Annotated in this window: 17 protein-coding genes and 1 tRNA gene; 11 read left to right on the forward strand and 7 right to left on the reverse strand. The window is 58.0% G+C overall.

What is annotated here, in order from left to right:
• Nucleotides 1–69: 69 nt before the first annotated feature.
• Both JAB4_RS09925 and JAB4_RS09930 read right to left on the reverse strand, forming a co-directional pair.
• Nucleotides 70–270, reverse strand: coding sequence for a YbdD/YjiX family protein (locus tag JAB4_RS09925; protein ID WP_010396213.1), 201 nt, complete (start codon nucleotides 268–270; stop codon nucleotides 70–72).
• Nucleotides 270–2330 carry a carbon starvation CstA family protein gene (locus tag JAB4_RS09930; RefSeq protein ID WP_070224851.1) on the reverse strand — a complete coding sequence of 687 codons (2061 nt, stop codon included), beginning with the start codon at nucleotides 2328–2330 and terminating at the stop codon, nucleotides 270–272. Before JAB4_RS09930 ends, JAB4_RS09925 begins: the two co-directional genes overlap by 1 nt.
• A 246-nt stretch (nucleotides 2331–2576) precedes the next feature.
• Here JAB4_RS09930 and JAB4_RS09935 point away from each other — a divergent pair, with 246 nt between their 5' ends.
• From JAB4_RS09935 to JAB4_RS09955, 5 genes are all read left to right on the forward strand, one after another.
• The gene (locus JAB4_RS09935; RefSeq protein WP_070224852.1) at nucleotides 2577–3947 is read left to right on the forward strand and encodes a cache domain-containing protein; all 1371 of its coding nucleotides are present in this window, start codon (nucleotides 2577–2579) and stop codon (nucleotides 3945–3947) included.
• Nucleotides 3948–3963: 16 nt separating this feature from the next.
• Nucleotides 3964–4593: a response regulator transcription factor gene (locus tag JAB4_RS09940; RefSeq protein WP_070224853.1), complete on the forward strand. Its 630-nt coding sequence runs from the start codon at nucleotides 3964–3966 to the stop codon at nucleotides 4591–4593.
• 205 nt (nucleotides 4594–4798) lie between these two features.
• Nucleotides 4799–5971, forward strand: coding sequence for an HDOD domain-containing protein (locus JAB4_RS09945; protein ID WP_070224854.1), 1173 nt, complete (start codon nucleotides 4799–4801; stop codon nucleotides 5969–5971).
• Between the two features lies 1 nt (nucleotide 5972).
• Complete coding sequence (locus JAB4_RS09950) at nucleotides 5973–8018, forward strand: EAL domain-containing protein (protein ID WP_070224855.1); 2046 nt, start codon at nucleotides 5973–5975, stop codon at nucleotides 8016–8018.
• Between the two features lie 93 nt (nucleotides 8019–8111).
• Nucleotides 8112–8201: transfer RNA gene (locus tag JAB4_RS09955), tRNA-Ser, on the forward strand.
• Between the two features lie 704 nt (nucleotides 8202–8905).
• Here JAB4_RS09955 and JAB4_RS09960 read toward each other — a convergent pair.
• The 3 genes from JAB4_RS09960 to JAB4_RS09970 form a co-directional block, all read right to left on the reverse strand.
• The gene (locus tag JAB4_RS09960; protein ID WP_175444810.1) at nucleotides 8906–9475 is read right to left on the reverse strand and encodes a hypothetical protein; all 570 of its coding nucleotides are present in this window, start codon (nucleotides 9473–9475) and stop codon (nucleotides 8906–8908) included.
• A gap of 226 nt (nucleotides 9476–9701) precedes the next feature.
• Nucleotides 9702–9983: a hypothetical protein gene (locus tag JAB4_RS09965; RefSeq protein WP_139143786.1), complete on the reverse strand. Its 282-nt coding sequence runs from the start codon at nucleotides 9981–9983 to the stop codon at nucleotides 9702–9704.
• 499 nt (nucleotides 9984–10482) lie between these two features.
• Complete coding sequence (locus tag JAB4_RS09970; protein WP_070224857.1) at nucleotides 10483–11232, reverse strand: hypothetical protein; 750 nt, start codon at nucleotides 11230–11232, stop codon at nucleotides 10483–10485.
• A 475-nt stretch (nucleotides 11233–11707) separates the two neighbouring features.
• On the opposite strand from JAB4_RS09970, the gene JAB4_RS09975 reads away from it, so the two are divergent.
• Nucleotides 11708–11980, forward strand: a complete 273-nt coding sequence (locus JAB4_RS09975) for a DUF4242 domain-containing protein (protein WP_070224858.1) — start codon at nucleotides 11708–11710, stop codon at nucleotides 11978–11980.
• 263 nt (nucleotides 11981–12243) lie between these two features.
• On the opposite strand, the gene JAB4_RS09980 is transcribed toward JAB4_RS09975, so the two are convergent.
• Together JAB4_RS09980 and JAB4_RS09985 are read right to left on the reverse strand one after the other, a co-directional pair.
• Nucleotides 12244–12627 (reverse strand): hypothetical protein, encoded by a 384-nt coding sequence (locus tag JAB4_RS09980; RefSeq protein WP_070224859.1) that lies wholly within the window; start codon nucleotides 12625–12627, stop codon nucleotides 12244–12246.
• A 78-nt stretch (nucleotides 12628–12705) separates the two neighbouring features.
• On the reverse strand, nucleotides 12706–13452 hold the full coding sequence (locus JAB4_RS09985; protein WP_070308517.1) for a hypothetical protein: 747 nt from the start codon (nucleotides 13450–13452) through the stop codon (nucleotides 12706–12708).
• Between the two features lie 263 nt (nucleotides 13453–13715).
• On the opposite strand from JAB4_RS09985, the gene JAB4_RS09990 reads away from it, so the two are divergent.
• The 5 genes from JAB4_RS09990 (at nucleotide 13716) to JAB4_RS10010 (ending at nucleotide 15942) form a co-directional block, all read left to right on the forward strand.
• Nucleotides 13716–14123, forward strand: a complete 408-nt coding sequence (locus JAB4_RS09990; RefSeq protein WP_070224861.1) for a GNAT family N-acetyltransferase — start codon at nucleotides 13716–13718, stop codon at nucleotides 14121–14123.
• 30 nt (nucleotides 14124–14153) lie between these two features.
• Nucleotides 14154–14597: a hypothetical protein gene (locus JAB4_RS09995; RefSeq protein WP_070224862.1), complete on the forward strand. Its 444-nt coding sequence runs from the start codon at nucleotides 14154–14156 to the stop codon at nucleotides 14595–14597.
• Between the two features lie 108 nt (nucleotides 14598–14705).
• The gene (locus tag JAB4_RS10000; protein WP_070224863.1) at nucleotides 14706–15269 is read left to right on the forward strand and encodes a hypothetical protein; all 564 of its coding nucleotides are present in this window, start codon (nucleotides 14706–14708) and stop codon (nucleotides 15267–15269) included.
• A gap of 9 nt (nucleotides 15270–15278) precedes the next feature.
• Nucleotides 15279–15587 carry a hypothetical protein gene (locus JAB4_RS10005; RefSeq protein WP_071650301.1) on the forward strand — a complete coding sequence of 103 codons (309 nt, stop codon included), beginning with the start codon at nucleotides 15279–15281 and terminating at the stop codon, nucleotides 15585–15587.
• Between the two features lie 157 nt (nucleotides 15588–15744).
• Nucleotides 15745–15942, forward strand: coding sequence for a DUF3079 domain-containing protein (locus tag JAB4_RS10010; protein WP_070224865.1), 198 nt, complete (start codon nucleotides 15745–15747; stop codon nucleotides 15940–15942).
• The last annotated feature ends 163 nt before the right edge of the window (nucleotides 15943–16105 follow it).

Genomic DNA, 16105 nt, shown 5'->3' on the forward strand with positions numbered 1-16105 from the left:
GGTCAGACCCCGGAGGGGGAATGTGTCCCAATGGGGCACATGCCGATCCCGAAGGGACTGACCATACTATTAACAACAACCCCCACGTTTTCCCGCCCCGCCGTAACGGGCTTCCTGCCGCTCGCGGAAAAACTCTTCATACGTCATCATCGGCTCGCCGGGATGGGTCACTTCCCGGTGCGCCACATAGGTGTCGTACTCGGGCAAGCCGCACATGAGCCGCATGCTTTGCCCCAGATACCGTCCAGCCTTGATGATTTCATCGATCATCATTGCACCGTGGGCATGGCCTGGAACGGCGTTTCCTTGGTGCTCGGTTTGCTGTCGGCGCGCGCCTTCATGATGGTGCGGATGCCGAAGAACAGCACGCTGATCACGACGATGACGAAGAAGGCGGCCAGGCCGGCGTCGAGGTAATCGTTGAAGATGATCTGCTGCATCTGCGCCACCGACTTGGCCGGCGCCAGCAGGGTGCCTTCATCGAGCGCCGCCGAGTATTTCTTCGCATGCGCGAGGAAACCGACGCGCGGGTTGGCGTCGAAGATCTTTTGCCAGCCCGCCGTCAAGGTGCACAGCAGCAGCCAGATCGTTGGCGTGATGGTGACCCATGCGTACTGGCCACGCTTCATCTTGAACAGCACGCAGGTGCCGAGGATCAGTGCAATCGCCGCCAGCATCTGGTTGGCGATGCCGAACAGCGGCCACAGGGTATTGATGCCGCCCAATGGATCGACCACGCCCTGGTACAGGAAATAGCCCCAGGCCGCCACGCACAGGCCCGTGGCCAGCAGGTTGGCGATGACGTTTTCCGTTTGTTTCAGCGCTGGCACGAAGCTGCCCAGCAAGTCTTGCAGCATGAAGCGGCCGGCACGTGTGCCCGCATCGACGGCCGTCAGGATGAACAGCGCTTCGAACAGGATGGCGAAGTGGTACCAGAAGGCCATCATGGCCTTGCCGCCGATGGCGCCGGACAGGATCTGCGCCATGCCCACGGCCAGGGTCGGTGCGCCGCCCGCGCGTGAAATGATGCTGTGCTCGCCAACGTCCTTGGCCGTTTGCGTCAGCATTTCCGGCGTCACATAGAAGCCCCACTGCGAAATCGCCTGGGCGGCCGATTCCGCCGTGGTGCCGATCAGGGCGGCCGGGCTGTTCATGGCGAAATAGATGCCCGGCTCGATGGTCGAGGCGGCCACCAGGGCCATGATGGCCACGAACGATTCCATCAGCATGGCGCCGTAGCCGATGAAGCGGGCGTGGCTTTCGTTTTCAATCATCTTCGGCGTGGTGCCCGAGGAAATCAGCGCGTGGAAGCCGGAAACGGCGCCGCAGGCGATCGTGATGAACAGGAAGGGGAACAGATTGCCCGACCAGACGGGGCCGGAGCCGTCGATGAACTTGGTCATGGCCGGCATTTTCAGGTAAGGCGCGACGACGATGATGCCGATGGCCAGGCCCAGAATCGTGCCGATTTTCAGGAAAGTCGACAGGTAGTCGCGCGGCGCCAGCAGCAGCCACACGGGCAGGACGGAAGCGATGAAGCCGTAGCCGATCAGCATCCACGTCAGTTCCGTGCCCGTGAACGTGAACATCGGGCCGAGAACGGCATGTTCCTGCACGTATTGGCCGCCGATGATGGCCAGCATCAGCAGAACAAAGCCGATGATGGAGATTTCGCCGATGCGGCCCACGCGGATGAAGCGCGAGTACACGCCCATGAACAGGGCGATGGGAATCGTCGCCATCACGGTGAAGCTGCCCCAAGGCGAGCCCGTCAGAGCCTTGACGACGATCAGTGCCAGCACGGCCAGGATGATGACCATGATCATGAAGCAGCCGAGCAGAGCGATCATGCCGGGAATTTCGCCCAGTTCAGCCTTGATCAGGTCGCCCAAGGAACGGCCATCGCGGCGCATGGAAATGAACAGCACGATGAAATCCTGCACGGCGCCGGCAAACACGACGCCCGCCAAAATCCACAGCATGCCGGGCAGATAGCCCATCTGCGCGGCCAGCACGGGGCCGACCAGGGGGCCGGCGCCGGCAATCGCCGCGAAATGGTGGCCGAACAGCACATATTTGTTGGTCGGCACGTGGTCCAGGCCATCGTTGTGCTTGAAGGCGGGCGTCATGCGGCGTGCATCGAGGCCCAGCACCTTGTCGGCGATGAACAGGCTGTAGAAACGGTAGGCGATCAGGTAGACGCAGACGGCGGCGATGACGATCCAGATCGCGCTGATCGGTTCGCCACGTTGCAGGGCGACAACGCCCAGGGACCCGGCGCCTGCCAGCGCAAGCGCTGCCCAGCCGAGTTGTTTGAAAATGCGGTTCATGCTTCCTCCAGAGATTGACGGGCGCTGTGCCGTGCGATGATGTGTGCTGCCGAGCCTGGTCGTCGCCAGTTTGGATGTTACTTTTGGTGTATCTGCAGCTTATGGCGAGTATTCAGGAATCGTATAATTGCCGCAAGCGCAGCACTACGCAGTAACGCTCAGTATTACTACGCAGGCCGATCGCCGCGCCGCGACGTAAAATCACCCATTCCCACCAGCATCGACGCCGCCGGAGCGCGCAAGGCCATGAAACTCAGACAGAAAGTCATCTTCCTGGCCATCACGCCGCTCATCCTCGCCCTGTGCGCCATTGCGTTTGCCGTGCGGCACCAGGCGATCACCCTGGCCGAGCAGCAGCGCGCCACCATCCAGCAAGCGTACCTGGCCAGCAAGGAAGCCGAGCTCAAGCATTACGTGACCCTGGCCAGCCATTCCATCGCCTCGTTATATGGTTCTGGCCGCAAGGATGACGCCACGCAAGAGGAGGCCAAGCGCATCCTGTCCGCCCTCAGCTATGGCGACGACGGCTATTTCTTCATCTACGATTTGCAGGGCAAGTCGCTGATGCATCCGCGCCAGCCCGAGCTGGTGGGGCAGAATCTGTGGGAGCTGCGCGACGCCGAGGGCAATCTGACCATCCAGCGCCTGATGCAGCGGGCGAAGAGCGGCGGTGGTTTCGAGCGCTACAACTGGATCAAGCCGTCGACCAACAAGTCCGCGCCCAAGCTCGGCTATGTGATCCTGATGCCGGAATGGGGCTGGATGATGGGTACCGGCATCTACATGGATGACGTGGATCAGGCGCTGGCCAAGGTCGACGCCCAGCAGTCGCGCAATATCCGCTCGACCATGGAACTGATCGCCGCCATCGCCATCCTCGGCTCCCTGCTGGTGGCCGCCTGCGGCCTCGTGCTGAACTTGCGCGAACTGCGCGTGGCCGATGCCAAGCTGAAAGTGCTGGCGCAGAGGGTGGTCGAATCGCAGGAAGAAGAACGGGCGCGGCTGTCGCGCGACTTGCATGATGGCATCAGCCAGTGGCTGGTGTCGATCAAGCTGCAGATCGAGGCGGGTATCGCGCGTCTGGCCGGCAATGCGGAACAGAAAGACAAGGCGCCGGCCACGTTCGAGCGGGCCGCCGAGCAGCTGAACAAGGTGCTGGGCGAGGTGCGGCGCATTTCGCACAACCTGCGCCCGGCCATCCTCGACGACCTGGGCCTGGCCGCCGCGCTCGACCACCTGGTGCATGAATTTAACGACAGCAGCAGCGCGCAAGCCAGTTTCACGGCCAGTCCGGCGGCGGCGGGCGAGGGCTTGCCCGACATGGTCAATACCGTGCTGTTCCGTATCGCTCAGGAAGCGCTGACCAATTGCGAGCGCCATGCCCACGCCCGCGGCGTGGAAGTGAGCCTGCGCGAGGCGGGCAAGGCCGTGGAATTGCGCATCCAGGATAACGGCGGCGGCTTCGACTTTGACGGCATCGCCCTGCATCCGCAGCGCGGCATCGGCCTGCGCAACATGACGGAACGCATGGAAGCCATCGGCGGCAGCCTGCACATCACCTCGTCCCCGGCCGGCACCGTGGTGCTGGCGCGGCTCGCCCTTTCATCCACCCACTAAGAACAGATACGCAACCATGACCGAGAAGATCAACATCCTGCTGGTGGACGACCACCCCCTCGTGCGCGACGGCTTGCGCGCGCGCCTGGAAGCGGTGGCACATTTCGACGTGGTGGCCGAGGCGGGCGGCGCCGACGAAGCGCTGGCCCAGGCGCGCGCGCACCAGGTGGACCTCGTGTTGATGGATATTAATATGCGCGGCACGAACGGCATCGAGGCGACGGCGCTGTTCAAGCAGGCGTTCCCGCAGATTGCCGTGCTGATCCTGTCCATGCACGACAAGCTCGAATACGTGTCGCAAGCCATCGCCGCAGGCGCGCGCGGCTATGTACTCAAAGATGCCCCAGGGAAAGATATCGTGTTTGCCATCGAGACGGTGATGTCCGGCGGCATTTATTACAGTGCGGCGCTGGCGCGGCAGCTGTCGCGCCCGCAAGTCCACGATTCCTTCCTCACCACGCGCGAGCAGCAAGTGCTGCAGCACATCGCGGCGGGCCAGTCGAACAAGCAGATCGCCCGCGTGCTGGACCTGAGCGTGCGCACGGTGGAGACGCACCGGCTGAACATCAAGCGCAAGCTCGGCATCGAAGGGCAGGCCGAATTGATCAAATATGCGGTCGAGCATGCACAGGGCGGCAGCGCCTGAGAAGGCGCGCGCGGCGGCACCCGCATGCCAGGCGGGTCTCGCGGGGGAATGTTCTTTTTGAATATTTATTGCCAAAATTAAACTGTTTCATGGGTGAGATTCGGATAGAATGAATCTCGCTGTCGAAATGGCATCCCTGTCGGGCCAGGGTTGCCAATGCTGGTCAGTTTATTTACTATGGCGCCCTACCCACACTGAGATACCGATGTCAGCGTCTGAATCAAACCTGTTTCCGTTGGTGGGATTACAAGCAGTAGCCAATGCTCATAACGAGTGGGTCGCTGTTACCCTGCATGTACCGCAGGCCTCGACGGCGTCGCTGCTGGCGGCGCTGGCCGCCGCCGATGCGTATGCCTTCCTGGCGCCGCTCGACTGCATCATTCCCCTGGCCGACCCGCATGGCGTGGACGAGGCCGTGCTGGCGCAACTGGCGCCGCAACGCACTATCTTCCGTTTGCCTGCCCATCTTGCCGGCGATAAAGCGCTGCAGAAAAAATGTCGGCAATGGCGCGACGCCGGCTACCGCATCCTGCTCGATGGCGCCGAGACCGGTCCCGTGACGGCGGCGCAGGTCGAGGCGCGTGCGCTGAGCTTTGACGCGGCCGGCGCCCGCCCGGCCCTGCATCAGCTGCTGCCCTTGCCGGGGCCGCACCTGGCCTACAACATCGCCGACGCGGGGCAGATTGCCGAATTGCAAGAACTCGGCGTGAGCTGGTTTGCCGGCGATTACGCCCTTCACCATGCGCGCCAGCAAAGCGAGCCGGAAGACGCCACGTCGCGCCGCCGCGTGCTGGCGCTGCTGGGCCTGCTGGCCCGCGATGCCGACGCGCACGAGCTGGAAGTGCCGCTCAAGCAAGACCCATCGCTCAGCTATCATCTATTAAAACTGGTCAATTCCGCCGCCTTCGGTTTCACGGCGCCGATTAGCAGCTTCAGCCAGGCCATCACCCTGCTGGGCCGGCGCCAGCTGCAGCGCTGGCTGCAACTGCTGCTGTATGCGCGCCAGCAAGATGACGGCAAGATCCACGCGCTGCTGCCGCTGGCGGCCGTGCGCGCGGCGCAGATGGAAGCGCTGTGCCAGCTGCGCGGCGGAGACCGCGACGCGCAAGACCTGGCCTTCATGGCAGGCGTGTTTTCCCTGCTCGACGTCCTGCTGGGCATGCCGATGGAAGACATCATCGCCACCCTGAACCTGGCGCCCGAAGTGAGCACGGCCTTGCTCGAGCGTAATGGCGAGCTGGGCACCTTGCTGGCGCTGGTCGAAAGCGCCACGCCGCCGCCCGAAGGCTTGCGCCGCGCCGGCATCGATGGAGAAACCTATTGGCGCAGCCTGCTGCAGGCCTACCAATGGGCCATCCAGGTCAGCCGGAACCTCTAGCATGACCCTGTTTCCGGTGTCGGATTTCCTCGCTGACAGCGCCGCCCTGTGCGACGCCGTCGTGCGTTTGCGCGGCTCTGCGCTGGTAGCTGAGCTGGGCCGTATCGCCAGCACCGTGATGGCCAGCCCGCATGGCCAGTTCCTGCCCGCGGCCAGTACGGACGCCGCTGCGCCAGCCGTGCCGTTTCCCCGCGATACGCCTGCCTTGTTGCAGGAAGTCAGCTTCGACGGCCATTGCTTCGGCCATTACAGCGTGGCCGGCCGCCCGCTGTATAACGATGCCGACCGCCGCCACCTGGCCAGCCTGGCATCGTTGACGGCCGGCGTCTTGCAGGTGCATTCGCTGGCGCAACGCTCGACCCATGCCTACGCGCAAGTCGAAGCCTTGCTGGCGCAGCAGACGCAAATCCTCGACCAGTTGCACGAATCCGTGCTGACGATGGACTTGACGGGCTACATCACCAGCTGGAACAAGGGCGCCGAACGCCTGTTCGGCTACACCTCGGTGGAAGCCGTGGGGCGCAACATCCTGTTCCTGTACGACGACGAAGACACGGGTTTCCACGACGCCTTCCTGGAGCAGGGAGGGCGCCTGATGGAGGTGCGCCGGCGAAAGAAGTCGGGCGAGGTCTTCTGGGCCAGCCTGTCCTTGTCGCCGCTGCAAGACCTGGACGACAAGCCCATCGGACTCATCGCCTACCTGACGGACATCACGGAACGCAAGCTGGCCGAAGAGCGGCTGCACCACCTGGCCTACTACGACCCGTTGACCAGCCTGCCCAACCGTACCTTGCTGGCCAAACTGGTCGACCAGGCTCTCAGCGTGGCGCAGCGCAGCAAGATGCTCGGTTGCGTGCTGTTCATCGACCTGAACCGTTTTAAGCTGATCAACGACACCCTGGGCCGGCGCATCGGCGACGAACTGCTGCGCCAGGTCTCCTTGCGTTTCCGCCAGGTATTGCGCGACCAGGACCTGGTGGCCCGCCTGGGCGGCGACGAGTTCGCCGTCGGCCTGTTCGACATCGGCCAGCATTTCGAAGCGAGCATGGTGGCGCAAAAGCTCCTCGCCTCGCTGGTGGAACCGTTCCTGATCGAGGACCACGACCTGCGCGTGGGCGCCAGCATCGGCATCAGCGTGTATCCGCAGGACGGGCAGGATGCGGAAACCCTGCTGCGCCTGGCCGACATCGCCATGTACCGCGCCAAGCAGGACAGCGGCGGCGAAGCGGAAAGCGTGGCCTTCTACAGCCAGGACATGAACCAGGGCATGCAGGCGCGCATGCGCCTGGAAACGGGCTTGCGCCAGGCCCTGTCGGAGCAGCAACTGCTGCTGCACTACCAGCCGAAGTATGCGCTCGGCAGCGGGCGCATCATCGGCGCCGAAGCACTGGTGCGCTGGCATCACCCGCAGCACGGCATGATCCCGCCCGCCGAATTCATCCCGCTGGCCGAATCGACGGGCCTGGTGGTGCAGGTGGGCGAATGGGTGCTGGAAGCGGCCTGCGCCCAGGCGCAAGCATGGAAGCTGGCTGGCCTGCCGCCGATCCGCCTGGCCGTCAACGTTTCCGCGCGCGAATTCACGGCAGCCTTGCCCGCCAGGGTGGCGGCGACCTTGGCCCGCTACGGCCTGGAAGCGGCCTGGCTGGAACTGGAAATCACGGAAAGCACCCTGATGCACAACATCGAGAGGGTCATCGCCATCATGGACCGCATCACGGCCCTGGGCGTGGCCCTGTCGCTGGACGACTTCGGCACCGGCTATTCGAGTCTGTCCTATTTGAAGCGCTTTCCCATCGATACCCTGAAAATCGACCGTTCGTTCACCACCGGCATCCCCACCGACGCCAGCGACTGCGCCATCGCCAGCACCATCATCAGCATCGCCCAGCAGCTGCACCACAAGGTGATCGCGGAAGGCGTGGAGACGGCCGAGCAGCTGGCCTTCCTGAAGAGTTCCGGCTGCGACGAAGTGCAGGGCTACCTGTTCTCGCGCCCGCTGCCGGCGAGAGAGTTCGAGCGGGCGCTGCGGGAAAACTGGGGCGTGTAGGTGCCTGCCCCAGCCCTTGCCGTTGGGGGAGTAAGGCCACGACAGTACTAGCCATTGGTAAGCCAGTGACCTTTATGTATAATGCTGCCATCTGGAAGCGTGGCCGAGTGGTTGAAGGCACTAGTCTTGAAAACTAGCGACGGGTTAAACTGTTCGTGAGTTCGAATCTCACCGCTTCCGCCAGGAAATAAAGAAACCGCCTTCGGGCGGTTTTTTATTGCCTGGCGGAAGCGAGCAGGGCGCCTGCGCGCCCTGCGTGTGAGATTCGAAGGGCTGGGCCTACCGGCCCAGCCCGCTCCGAATCCTCCAACCGCTGCCGCTGCGCGGCAGCTCCGCGCGCCGCAGGCGCGCGTTCGTGGTTCTAATTAGGTTTTCGACTGAGCAAGCTTTCACAGAACCCGACGCATCAGTCCGTGTCTGAATTGCGGACCTGACCCTGGCGCCCAATCGGCGGCGGGAGAGACTTCATCCTTCCGCCATTGTATGACGCTGCCATAGTGTGGGTGGGGGATGGGCAGTTGCGGGTCCGTGGATTTGAAATCAACCCTATGACCAAGGCTCATGTGGCAATGGCCTGGAGCGCGGAGATTGTGGCAGATCAACGGCCTGGACGAGTATTGGTGCCTCTTGAAGGAGAAACAGAAATTTCAGTGATTACCACTCAAGCGGATCTGGAAAAAGTGGTCGCGGCCGGAACTGGCCCTGGGCAGTGGAAGCGCTGAAATTAAATCGCGTTGGAAAATTTTAAAAACCGTTGGAAGATGCAAAAAAAAGGTTACAAGCCGAAGCATGTAACCCTTTGATTTTCCTACTCATTCTGTGGGGTGGCTGATGGGGCTCGAACCCACGACAACAGGAATCACAATCTTGCACTCTTAACAGCTATCTCACTTAGTCACTGGCGCTGTTGTTGTACGTTGAGATGCTTTTTTCAGCCTTGCAATATATGTGTCCCAAGACTCATTTGCAGCAGAAAAGTCCGTCGCCTGAGCCTCGGCTACGTGCTGAGCTTGTTCAATGCTTTTCTTTAAACTCCCAAGTAAAAAAGCGGTCGACATCTGAAATTTATTTCTTTCCGGGGCATCTGGATAAATTGACAGCTTGAGGTGCTCACACATGCTTTTTATTTTTTTGGTGGAAAAACTTGTATCGTCGAACGAATGGCCAAACTCATTTCTAATTTTTCTTATTAAATGTAGTTCGTGATGCTCTTCGATGGAAAGAATGCCCAGTAAATATGCTACATCAATCCGTGAGCTAAAAGACGACAAGGGACGGGATGTTTCAAATATCTCTTTTGCAATCTTCTTATTGTCCACTACCGTTTTTCTCAACAGCTGCCCGAGATCAAAATCAAGTGCTGATGCTGCTATTAGAGCTAAACCACGGTCGGATTCATCATAAAGTGCCCGCGTGAATTGATCAAAACCATCTTCTGTGCTGCTTTTGTAGGTCATTCCGAATCCGTTTTTTAGTCTGATACATACGAAAAACATATGATATCTGTGCTGGCGCCGTTCTAGGTGTTTTTTGGTATCTTTGCCGCAGTTTCATTGTGGTACCTGAAACTGACGTATGACTTTATGGCCAACCATACTGGCCAATTCGAAAATATTCAGTTTCGTGGCAAGTCTAGTGATGGCTTCGCGGTTGAGCCGTGCATGGTGGGGGCCTCGAAGCCGTTTAGATAATCTGCAGACCTTCCCAGCTACGTTTGACTGCCTCGGATACAAAGACGGCCCAATTTCTGTTAGTTTGAGTCGCAGCAGCTTTTGCAGCTAGTCCCACTTGCTCAATTGTGGCGGTGCCTTCGAAATTGTATTCGCCAGGAGACATTTTAAAGCGTACGCCGTTATCACCGACGATAGTGTCGGTGAATCCCATTGCTTCCATTTTTTCGTGCAGCAACGTGTAGTCAGCAGCACTAGCGCCGTGTAACTCCACCCGAGTTGTAAAATATGCCATATCATCGTCCCCTTGGTGCGTGAGTATCAATTTTTACATTTTTGCTAACTGGATGCAATATTTAATGACATGGGTTGCATAACCAAGCCCTCGAATAGGCGTCACTTTTAGCGTAGTTTTTAACAAGCTATCCTATTTATCATAGGTAGAAGTACTGTTGCATCATCAGCGTATCGGCACGGAGCCATGATGGAAGTGCTGTGCGCCAGACTATGGCGTGACGGCTACGCAAAGAAAAAAAGGCTGTCATTTTGTTGTCATTCCTAGGCTAGAATAGCCCAAAAACAACCCAAATAATGACAGCCTTCTTCTTGCTAACTACTTGATTCTAAAGAATTCAGTGGTGGAGACGGCGGGAATCGAACCCGCCGCGCACGAAGTCCACTTTGGACCAGTCCAGGGCTACCGGTTCGGAAGTGTGCAAGCCGGTTCGGAATGCAAGCGGCACCAGGTTGCGGCCCTTACCGGTTGCGTGCGTGAGGATGCGTGCTCATGGGGGTTAATGGTCGATCAAGGAACCCAGCATGGCGTGCGCTTGCAAGTCGCTACGGGCCGCCGTCTGTTCCTCGCCGCTTAAAAACCAGTGCGTCCTGCCGTCTTGCGTACTACTGCTGCCATATGCCTGCATCGCCTTGCGCAATGCCTGTTGACGCTCCGGCGGTAGCGCGTCGAGCCTGGACTGGCTGAAAATATTGATGGGATACACGTCGCGTATATGCTCATACTGCAGCCCGTTGCGCTTGATGGCGCCCCAGTTATTGCCAGGATCGGAACTGGCCGGTACCCACGGATGGGCTTCATCGATTATCCGGTAGCCGCGTGCGTAACCTGTACCATAGCCCAGCGTTTCGCTGTAGCCGTACACATAATCGCAATGATCGAGCAATCCGGGTATATTCTCTGCGCCTTGAAACAGCTGCGCCAGCGGCAGCTTGCTGGCGTGGACAGCCAGCATCAGCGAACAGCTTTGTGAATACAGGGCAAGAGCGTCGCAGTTCGCCCACTCATCTATATCATCGGGTGGTACGACTCGAGGCGAATACAGGCTGATGCTGTCGGCATCAGGTGCGAACAGGGTTTTCTCGTAGTTTTTCTGCGAAAACTTGACGACCTTGCCGGTCTTGCTGCCGTAGCGATCGACGCGCTCGCCCACCTGCTCAAACCAGGCAAACAGCTGCGCGCTGGCGGCGGCAGGAATAAATGGGCTATTCTTTTTGAATTCGCCTGCCAGGAAATGAAATTGCTCCATGTGTCACCATAGTTAATGTTCTGCGCGCATGATGCCATGCGCGCGGCCATGCGGCTAGCGTGTGCGAGAGCATGCGGCTGCGCGCCATTTCAGCTTGCATTTGATTTGCATAGCAAAATCGCCAGGGGTGCAGGCACACAAAGACTTTTTGTGGCGATTTTTATCGGTAGGTAGCGTGGTAGGTACGGTTGGCGTATAGCGGCTTGAGAGCCGCATAAAACCTGGATATTTGCATTACACCGCTGCCTCCGCGCCCCAGCCGCGCATTCGTCGTTCCAATCAGCCGAACCAGCTCTCACAGCACGCCACACATCAGCCCGTGTCTGAATGGCAGACCAGACTCCAGTACGTTTCATGGCAATTCCAACAATACCACCCCACCAGCATGGTATATAACGAATACATGTCACTGCATGTGTGACGCACAGAACCGGCGAGCGTTGTGCTCGCTCGGAAACCTCATAAGGAGACCGCTATGCCAAAATACGTTATTGAGCGTGATATTCCCGGGGCCGGGAAGTTGTCTGAGCAAGAACTTCAAGCCATTTCGCGGAAGTCCTGCAGTGTCTTAAACAAGATGGGGCCACAAATTCAATGGCTGCAAAGCTATGTTACTGGCGATAAAATCTATTGTGTTTACATCGCTGAAAATGAAGCGCAGGTTCGCGAACATGCCCAGCAAGGTGGCTTTCCTGCAAACCGCGTGTCGGAAGTCATCTCAGTCATTGATCCGACTACGGCAGAGTAGTTCCGCCGCCAATGTACTTGAGTCTCGTCCCTGGCGGAGCTTGACTCGGGCAGGGACGAGTTGTGCGTTACATGACCGTTTGGGAAGACGTTGACCGAGCGGAATGGGGCGAGAGTAACCATCAGTCCGCGTCATCACCGTATCGACTGTATCGAGCCTCTGACGAGTCGGCCTGCGTAGCTTTTGCGCCGAGCCGGCTTCTACGACGCCCAACGCATCCGTTCGTGTCCAAATGACGGAACTGCCCGTCGCGTTGGTGAATCTCAGGAGTTTGCCGGCATACCCGCGGCGCGTTGTGGCCTCTTGTCGACCGGCACAAACACTTCCCATTTATGTTGTATTGTCGGCTTTACGGTCCTGGCGCAACTCACAGCAACATTCGGTCCAGACAGGCCATGGCTCTTCGGCACCCATGTCACATGCAAAGGTAGCGCGCATTTCGTCACCAGAATCTTCCGGTTCGGCTCCAACACCTGCCACCGTGTGCCGTTTTTGGCATTTTCTGCTGCCATGAACTTGACTGCGGCCTCCCTGATCTCAAACAAGCCATGTATGTCACCGCGGGTTCTATCTTCGTCAAGAGTGGCGGCGATTGCCGAGGCGATGCCAGCGGCAAGAAAAAGAGAGCAAGCAAGGGCGGCACACATGCGTTGATTCCATCGTAACGGTAGCTGCATCTTTACAATCCTTGCCGAGGCTGTTTGATATCCCCCGCCATCACAAAATCAAGCCACTTCATCGCGCCTGAACACGAATTGTTGACGCTGAATGCCTTGCGTGACGAAGTCCGCATCGGGCGGGATTGTTTCCCAGAAAAAAACATGTTTGAAAATGGGGATTTTGTTGAATTTTTTCGAACGAAATATCCATCTGTTTTTCGTGAAATCGCTGTAACGGTCGCCCTTGAACTGTTTATGTACAGTGGTAAAAGGAAGCAACTTTTCCGCAATATCCGGGAAAGAATAATCTGGGTGGTTATCCTTGAATTTCTCAAAAATCGCAAATTGATCTCTGCAGATGACTTGAATGGCCGTTTCTGGCATGCGATAGCGCGGGGACCACAGGACATTCCAGCCTGATTCGATCTCGTTGATGAAATTAACCAGGCGCGGCGTCATGATATAGGCGTCCGACTCGATATGGATGATTTTATCCACGCCTAATTCATTGGCCACCTTGACCGAGTGCAGAAAGCTGCGCCACCAGCCGGGGTAGTCAGCCCCGCTTTGCCTTCCCAGGTTGTTGTCGAAGCGAATGATGAGATTTTTATCGTCATTCGAAGCCAGAGGAGCGCTATGGGAAACTGTCTTGATAATGTCGGAAGCTGGAAGAAATGGCGACCCATCGTCAATCATTATCTTCTTTACTGCATCGATTGGAATGTCTTTATAGTAATCGAGCCACCGTTGATACCGGCTTTCCCATGATGGTGCATCTTTTATAAAGCTGGTGCAGAATATAATGGCTTTCATTTGCTAAACACATTCCTTGTGTCGGAAAAAATACAGGTTATTCACGGATTATTAAAATTTTCAACTATTTTAGCAGATCGGAGGCGGTTTAATCACTGAACGGGCATGCCGGCAATGTGGCCGCTGGCAGCATGGCGCCTCTGGCGCGCACTCCTGGCGCCCCGTCACCGGTGCCGTATCATCCACATGCCGCGATCATCGCTGCTTATACTAGGTGCATGGCAGAGGTTTCCCATGCGCCATCTCCTTACACCCGTGAACCAATGAAAAACACCACTGTCGAATATCGTCATAACTTTCCTCTTGATCCGCTGGACGTTGTTCGCGTCTTCGATCAGTCCGGCATCAAGCGGCCCACCAGCAACCTCCCGCGAATCGCGCGCATGTTTGCCGCGCCTTGTCTGGTGCTGTCGGCATGGGTGGATGGCCAGCTTGTGGGGCTGGCCCGGTCGCTGACCGACCATGCGTATTGCTGTTATCTCTCGGATCTGGCGGTAGACAAGCAATACCAGGGCCTGGGTATCGGCAAAGCGCTTGTCCAGCGCACCCAGGCCGTCATCGGCGACGAAGTGTCCCTGATATTGCTTTCCGCCCCTGATGCCATGTCCTACTATCCGACGCTCGGTTTTGAACCTGCCGCCAATGCTTTTATCATTCGGCGCAAACATTAAGTGAGCGCTTCCAGGAACGCTTGTGCCCGTATGAAACCCGTCTATACCCTCGCCGAAGCCCTGGCGCAAGACCCCGCTCGCGGGGCCAAGACCCAGGCTCTTACCCTCGACAGCTCCCGGCCCCACATGGGCCTGAAAGGCAGGCACGGCCTGTTCGCTTCCGTAGCATGGTGGGAAAGCATCAAAGCCGGCCGCATCCAGACGCAAACGTTGACGGGCTGTATCGAGCGCACGTATTTCGCGGGCCAGGATAGCCGGCGCGGCGATCAAGTCAACAGCTTCACTTTGCGCCTGACCGATGGCTCGACAGTCGACGAGAGCATCTACACGCATCGGAAGCAGGACATCAAGCTGTTCGTGCCCGGCGCCACGGTGACGATGGTGTATGCGCTGGACGAGATGAAGGCGCAGGCGGCTGACGGTGGTGCCTGCTACGCGCGGATCGTGCTGGAAGTGTCCGTTTCTGCGTCATAAGGCGCTTATATCCACTTGATACCGCTGCCATAAGCCTCCTGTTCTCTGTCAACAACATCCCTCCAGGTTTGCATTAAATTAAGGGTATTTGATGATGATGGAGGCGAGATGAACGACGAACTCAGTGGTGAGAAATGGGGGCGAAAATTTCCAGGCAGCACCAACACCAGGGATTTGTCAGGAAATTTTCGTTTGGCAGTAGAAGATTTTCTATATGCAATGAAAGAGGCGGGGATCAGGGTTGCAATCAATGCCACCTACAGACCGTCGCAGCGCTCCTACCTGATGCATTATGCGTGGAGAATCGCAAGAAAACAGCTTGATCCCCAACACATCCCGAAAATGGCGGGTGTGCATATAGAATGGGATCACGGCGAAATTGACGCATCTGTCAAGGCTGCAAAGGCAATGTTGATTGTCTTGCAGATTAATCATTTACCCATCAAACCCGCACTGCGCTCGCAACACAATTCTGGTCTGGCGATTGATATGGATTTGCTGTGGAGCGGAGCGGTTGAGGTGAAAGATGCGAGCGGCAATCTGGTGAGGATTGCCACTTTGCCTAGGACGGGCATGAACAGGCAACTTATTGCGGTCGCTGCAACATATGGGGTAAAGAAATACAGCGGGCCTGGAAGCGACCGGCCACACTGGTCCAATAATGGCTATTAAAGGAAAGTCATGCGAAAATTTCTTCTGATAGTGCCTATTTGCTTTGTTCTTCCTTTTGCCTTTTCAGCCGAGCCACTCCCTAAGGATGTCAGCAGATTTATCTATAACGCCGAAGCATGTGAGCACCTGGCGGGAGAATTTGATGGAGAGCTACCTAAGCGGCAGCAGGATGATCTCCTCAAGAACATACATCAATACTGCAAGGTGGCGCAAAATCAGCAGAGAGTTCTTGAGGTGAAATATAAAGGCAATGCCAAAATAATGAAGGTCATCAAGAGTCATGCCAATGATGCGGTAAGCAGTTATGAGGGGGAATGACATACGCTGGTCTTCTGGGGGCACGCAGGGTGCAAGCTGCCGCCGCAGTAATCTTCGCAAAATTGACTTAAGCAAATTCCCAACCGAAATTCGTTTGACCGTCCTCCGCGCCAGGTCTAGAGTCGTCAACGAGACCTCAACCGACCCCATCGCCCCCATGGCCAAGCCCTTTCCCTTGAACCCCAAGAACCCCGAGCGCATCTGCTGGGGTTGCGACAAGTATTGTCCGCCGGACGCCATGCGCTGCGGCAATGGTTCCGAGCGTACGCAGCATCCGGTCGAGCTGTTTGGCGAAGGCTGGAATGACTGGGGGCTGGCGGCGGCCGACAAGGAAGAGGATACGAAGACGCCTTGAGCCGGCGGTGGCCGGGCAGCACACTGCTTGTCAGCGGCTGAAACCTGGCGGAAACTGTCGATTCCGGGCTTGGTGCATGGGCTGACCTTCGGCATTCCCCATCTGAAACTAAAAAGGGCTGAGTCCTGTGCAGCACAGGACTCAGCCCTTGGCTATTGGCGCA

The organism is Janthinobacterium sp. HH102 (genome assembly GCF_001758625.2).
In the GTDB taxonomy this organism is placed as follows: Bacteria; Pseudomonadota; Gammaproteobacteria; order Burkholderiales; family Burkholderiaceae_D; genus Janthinobacterium.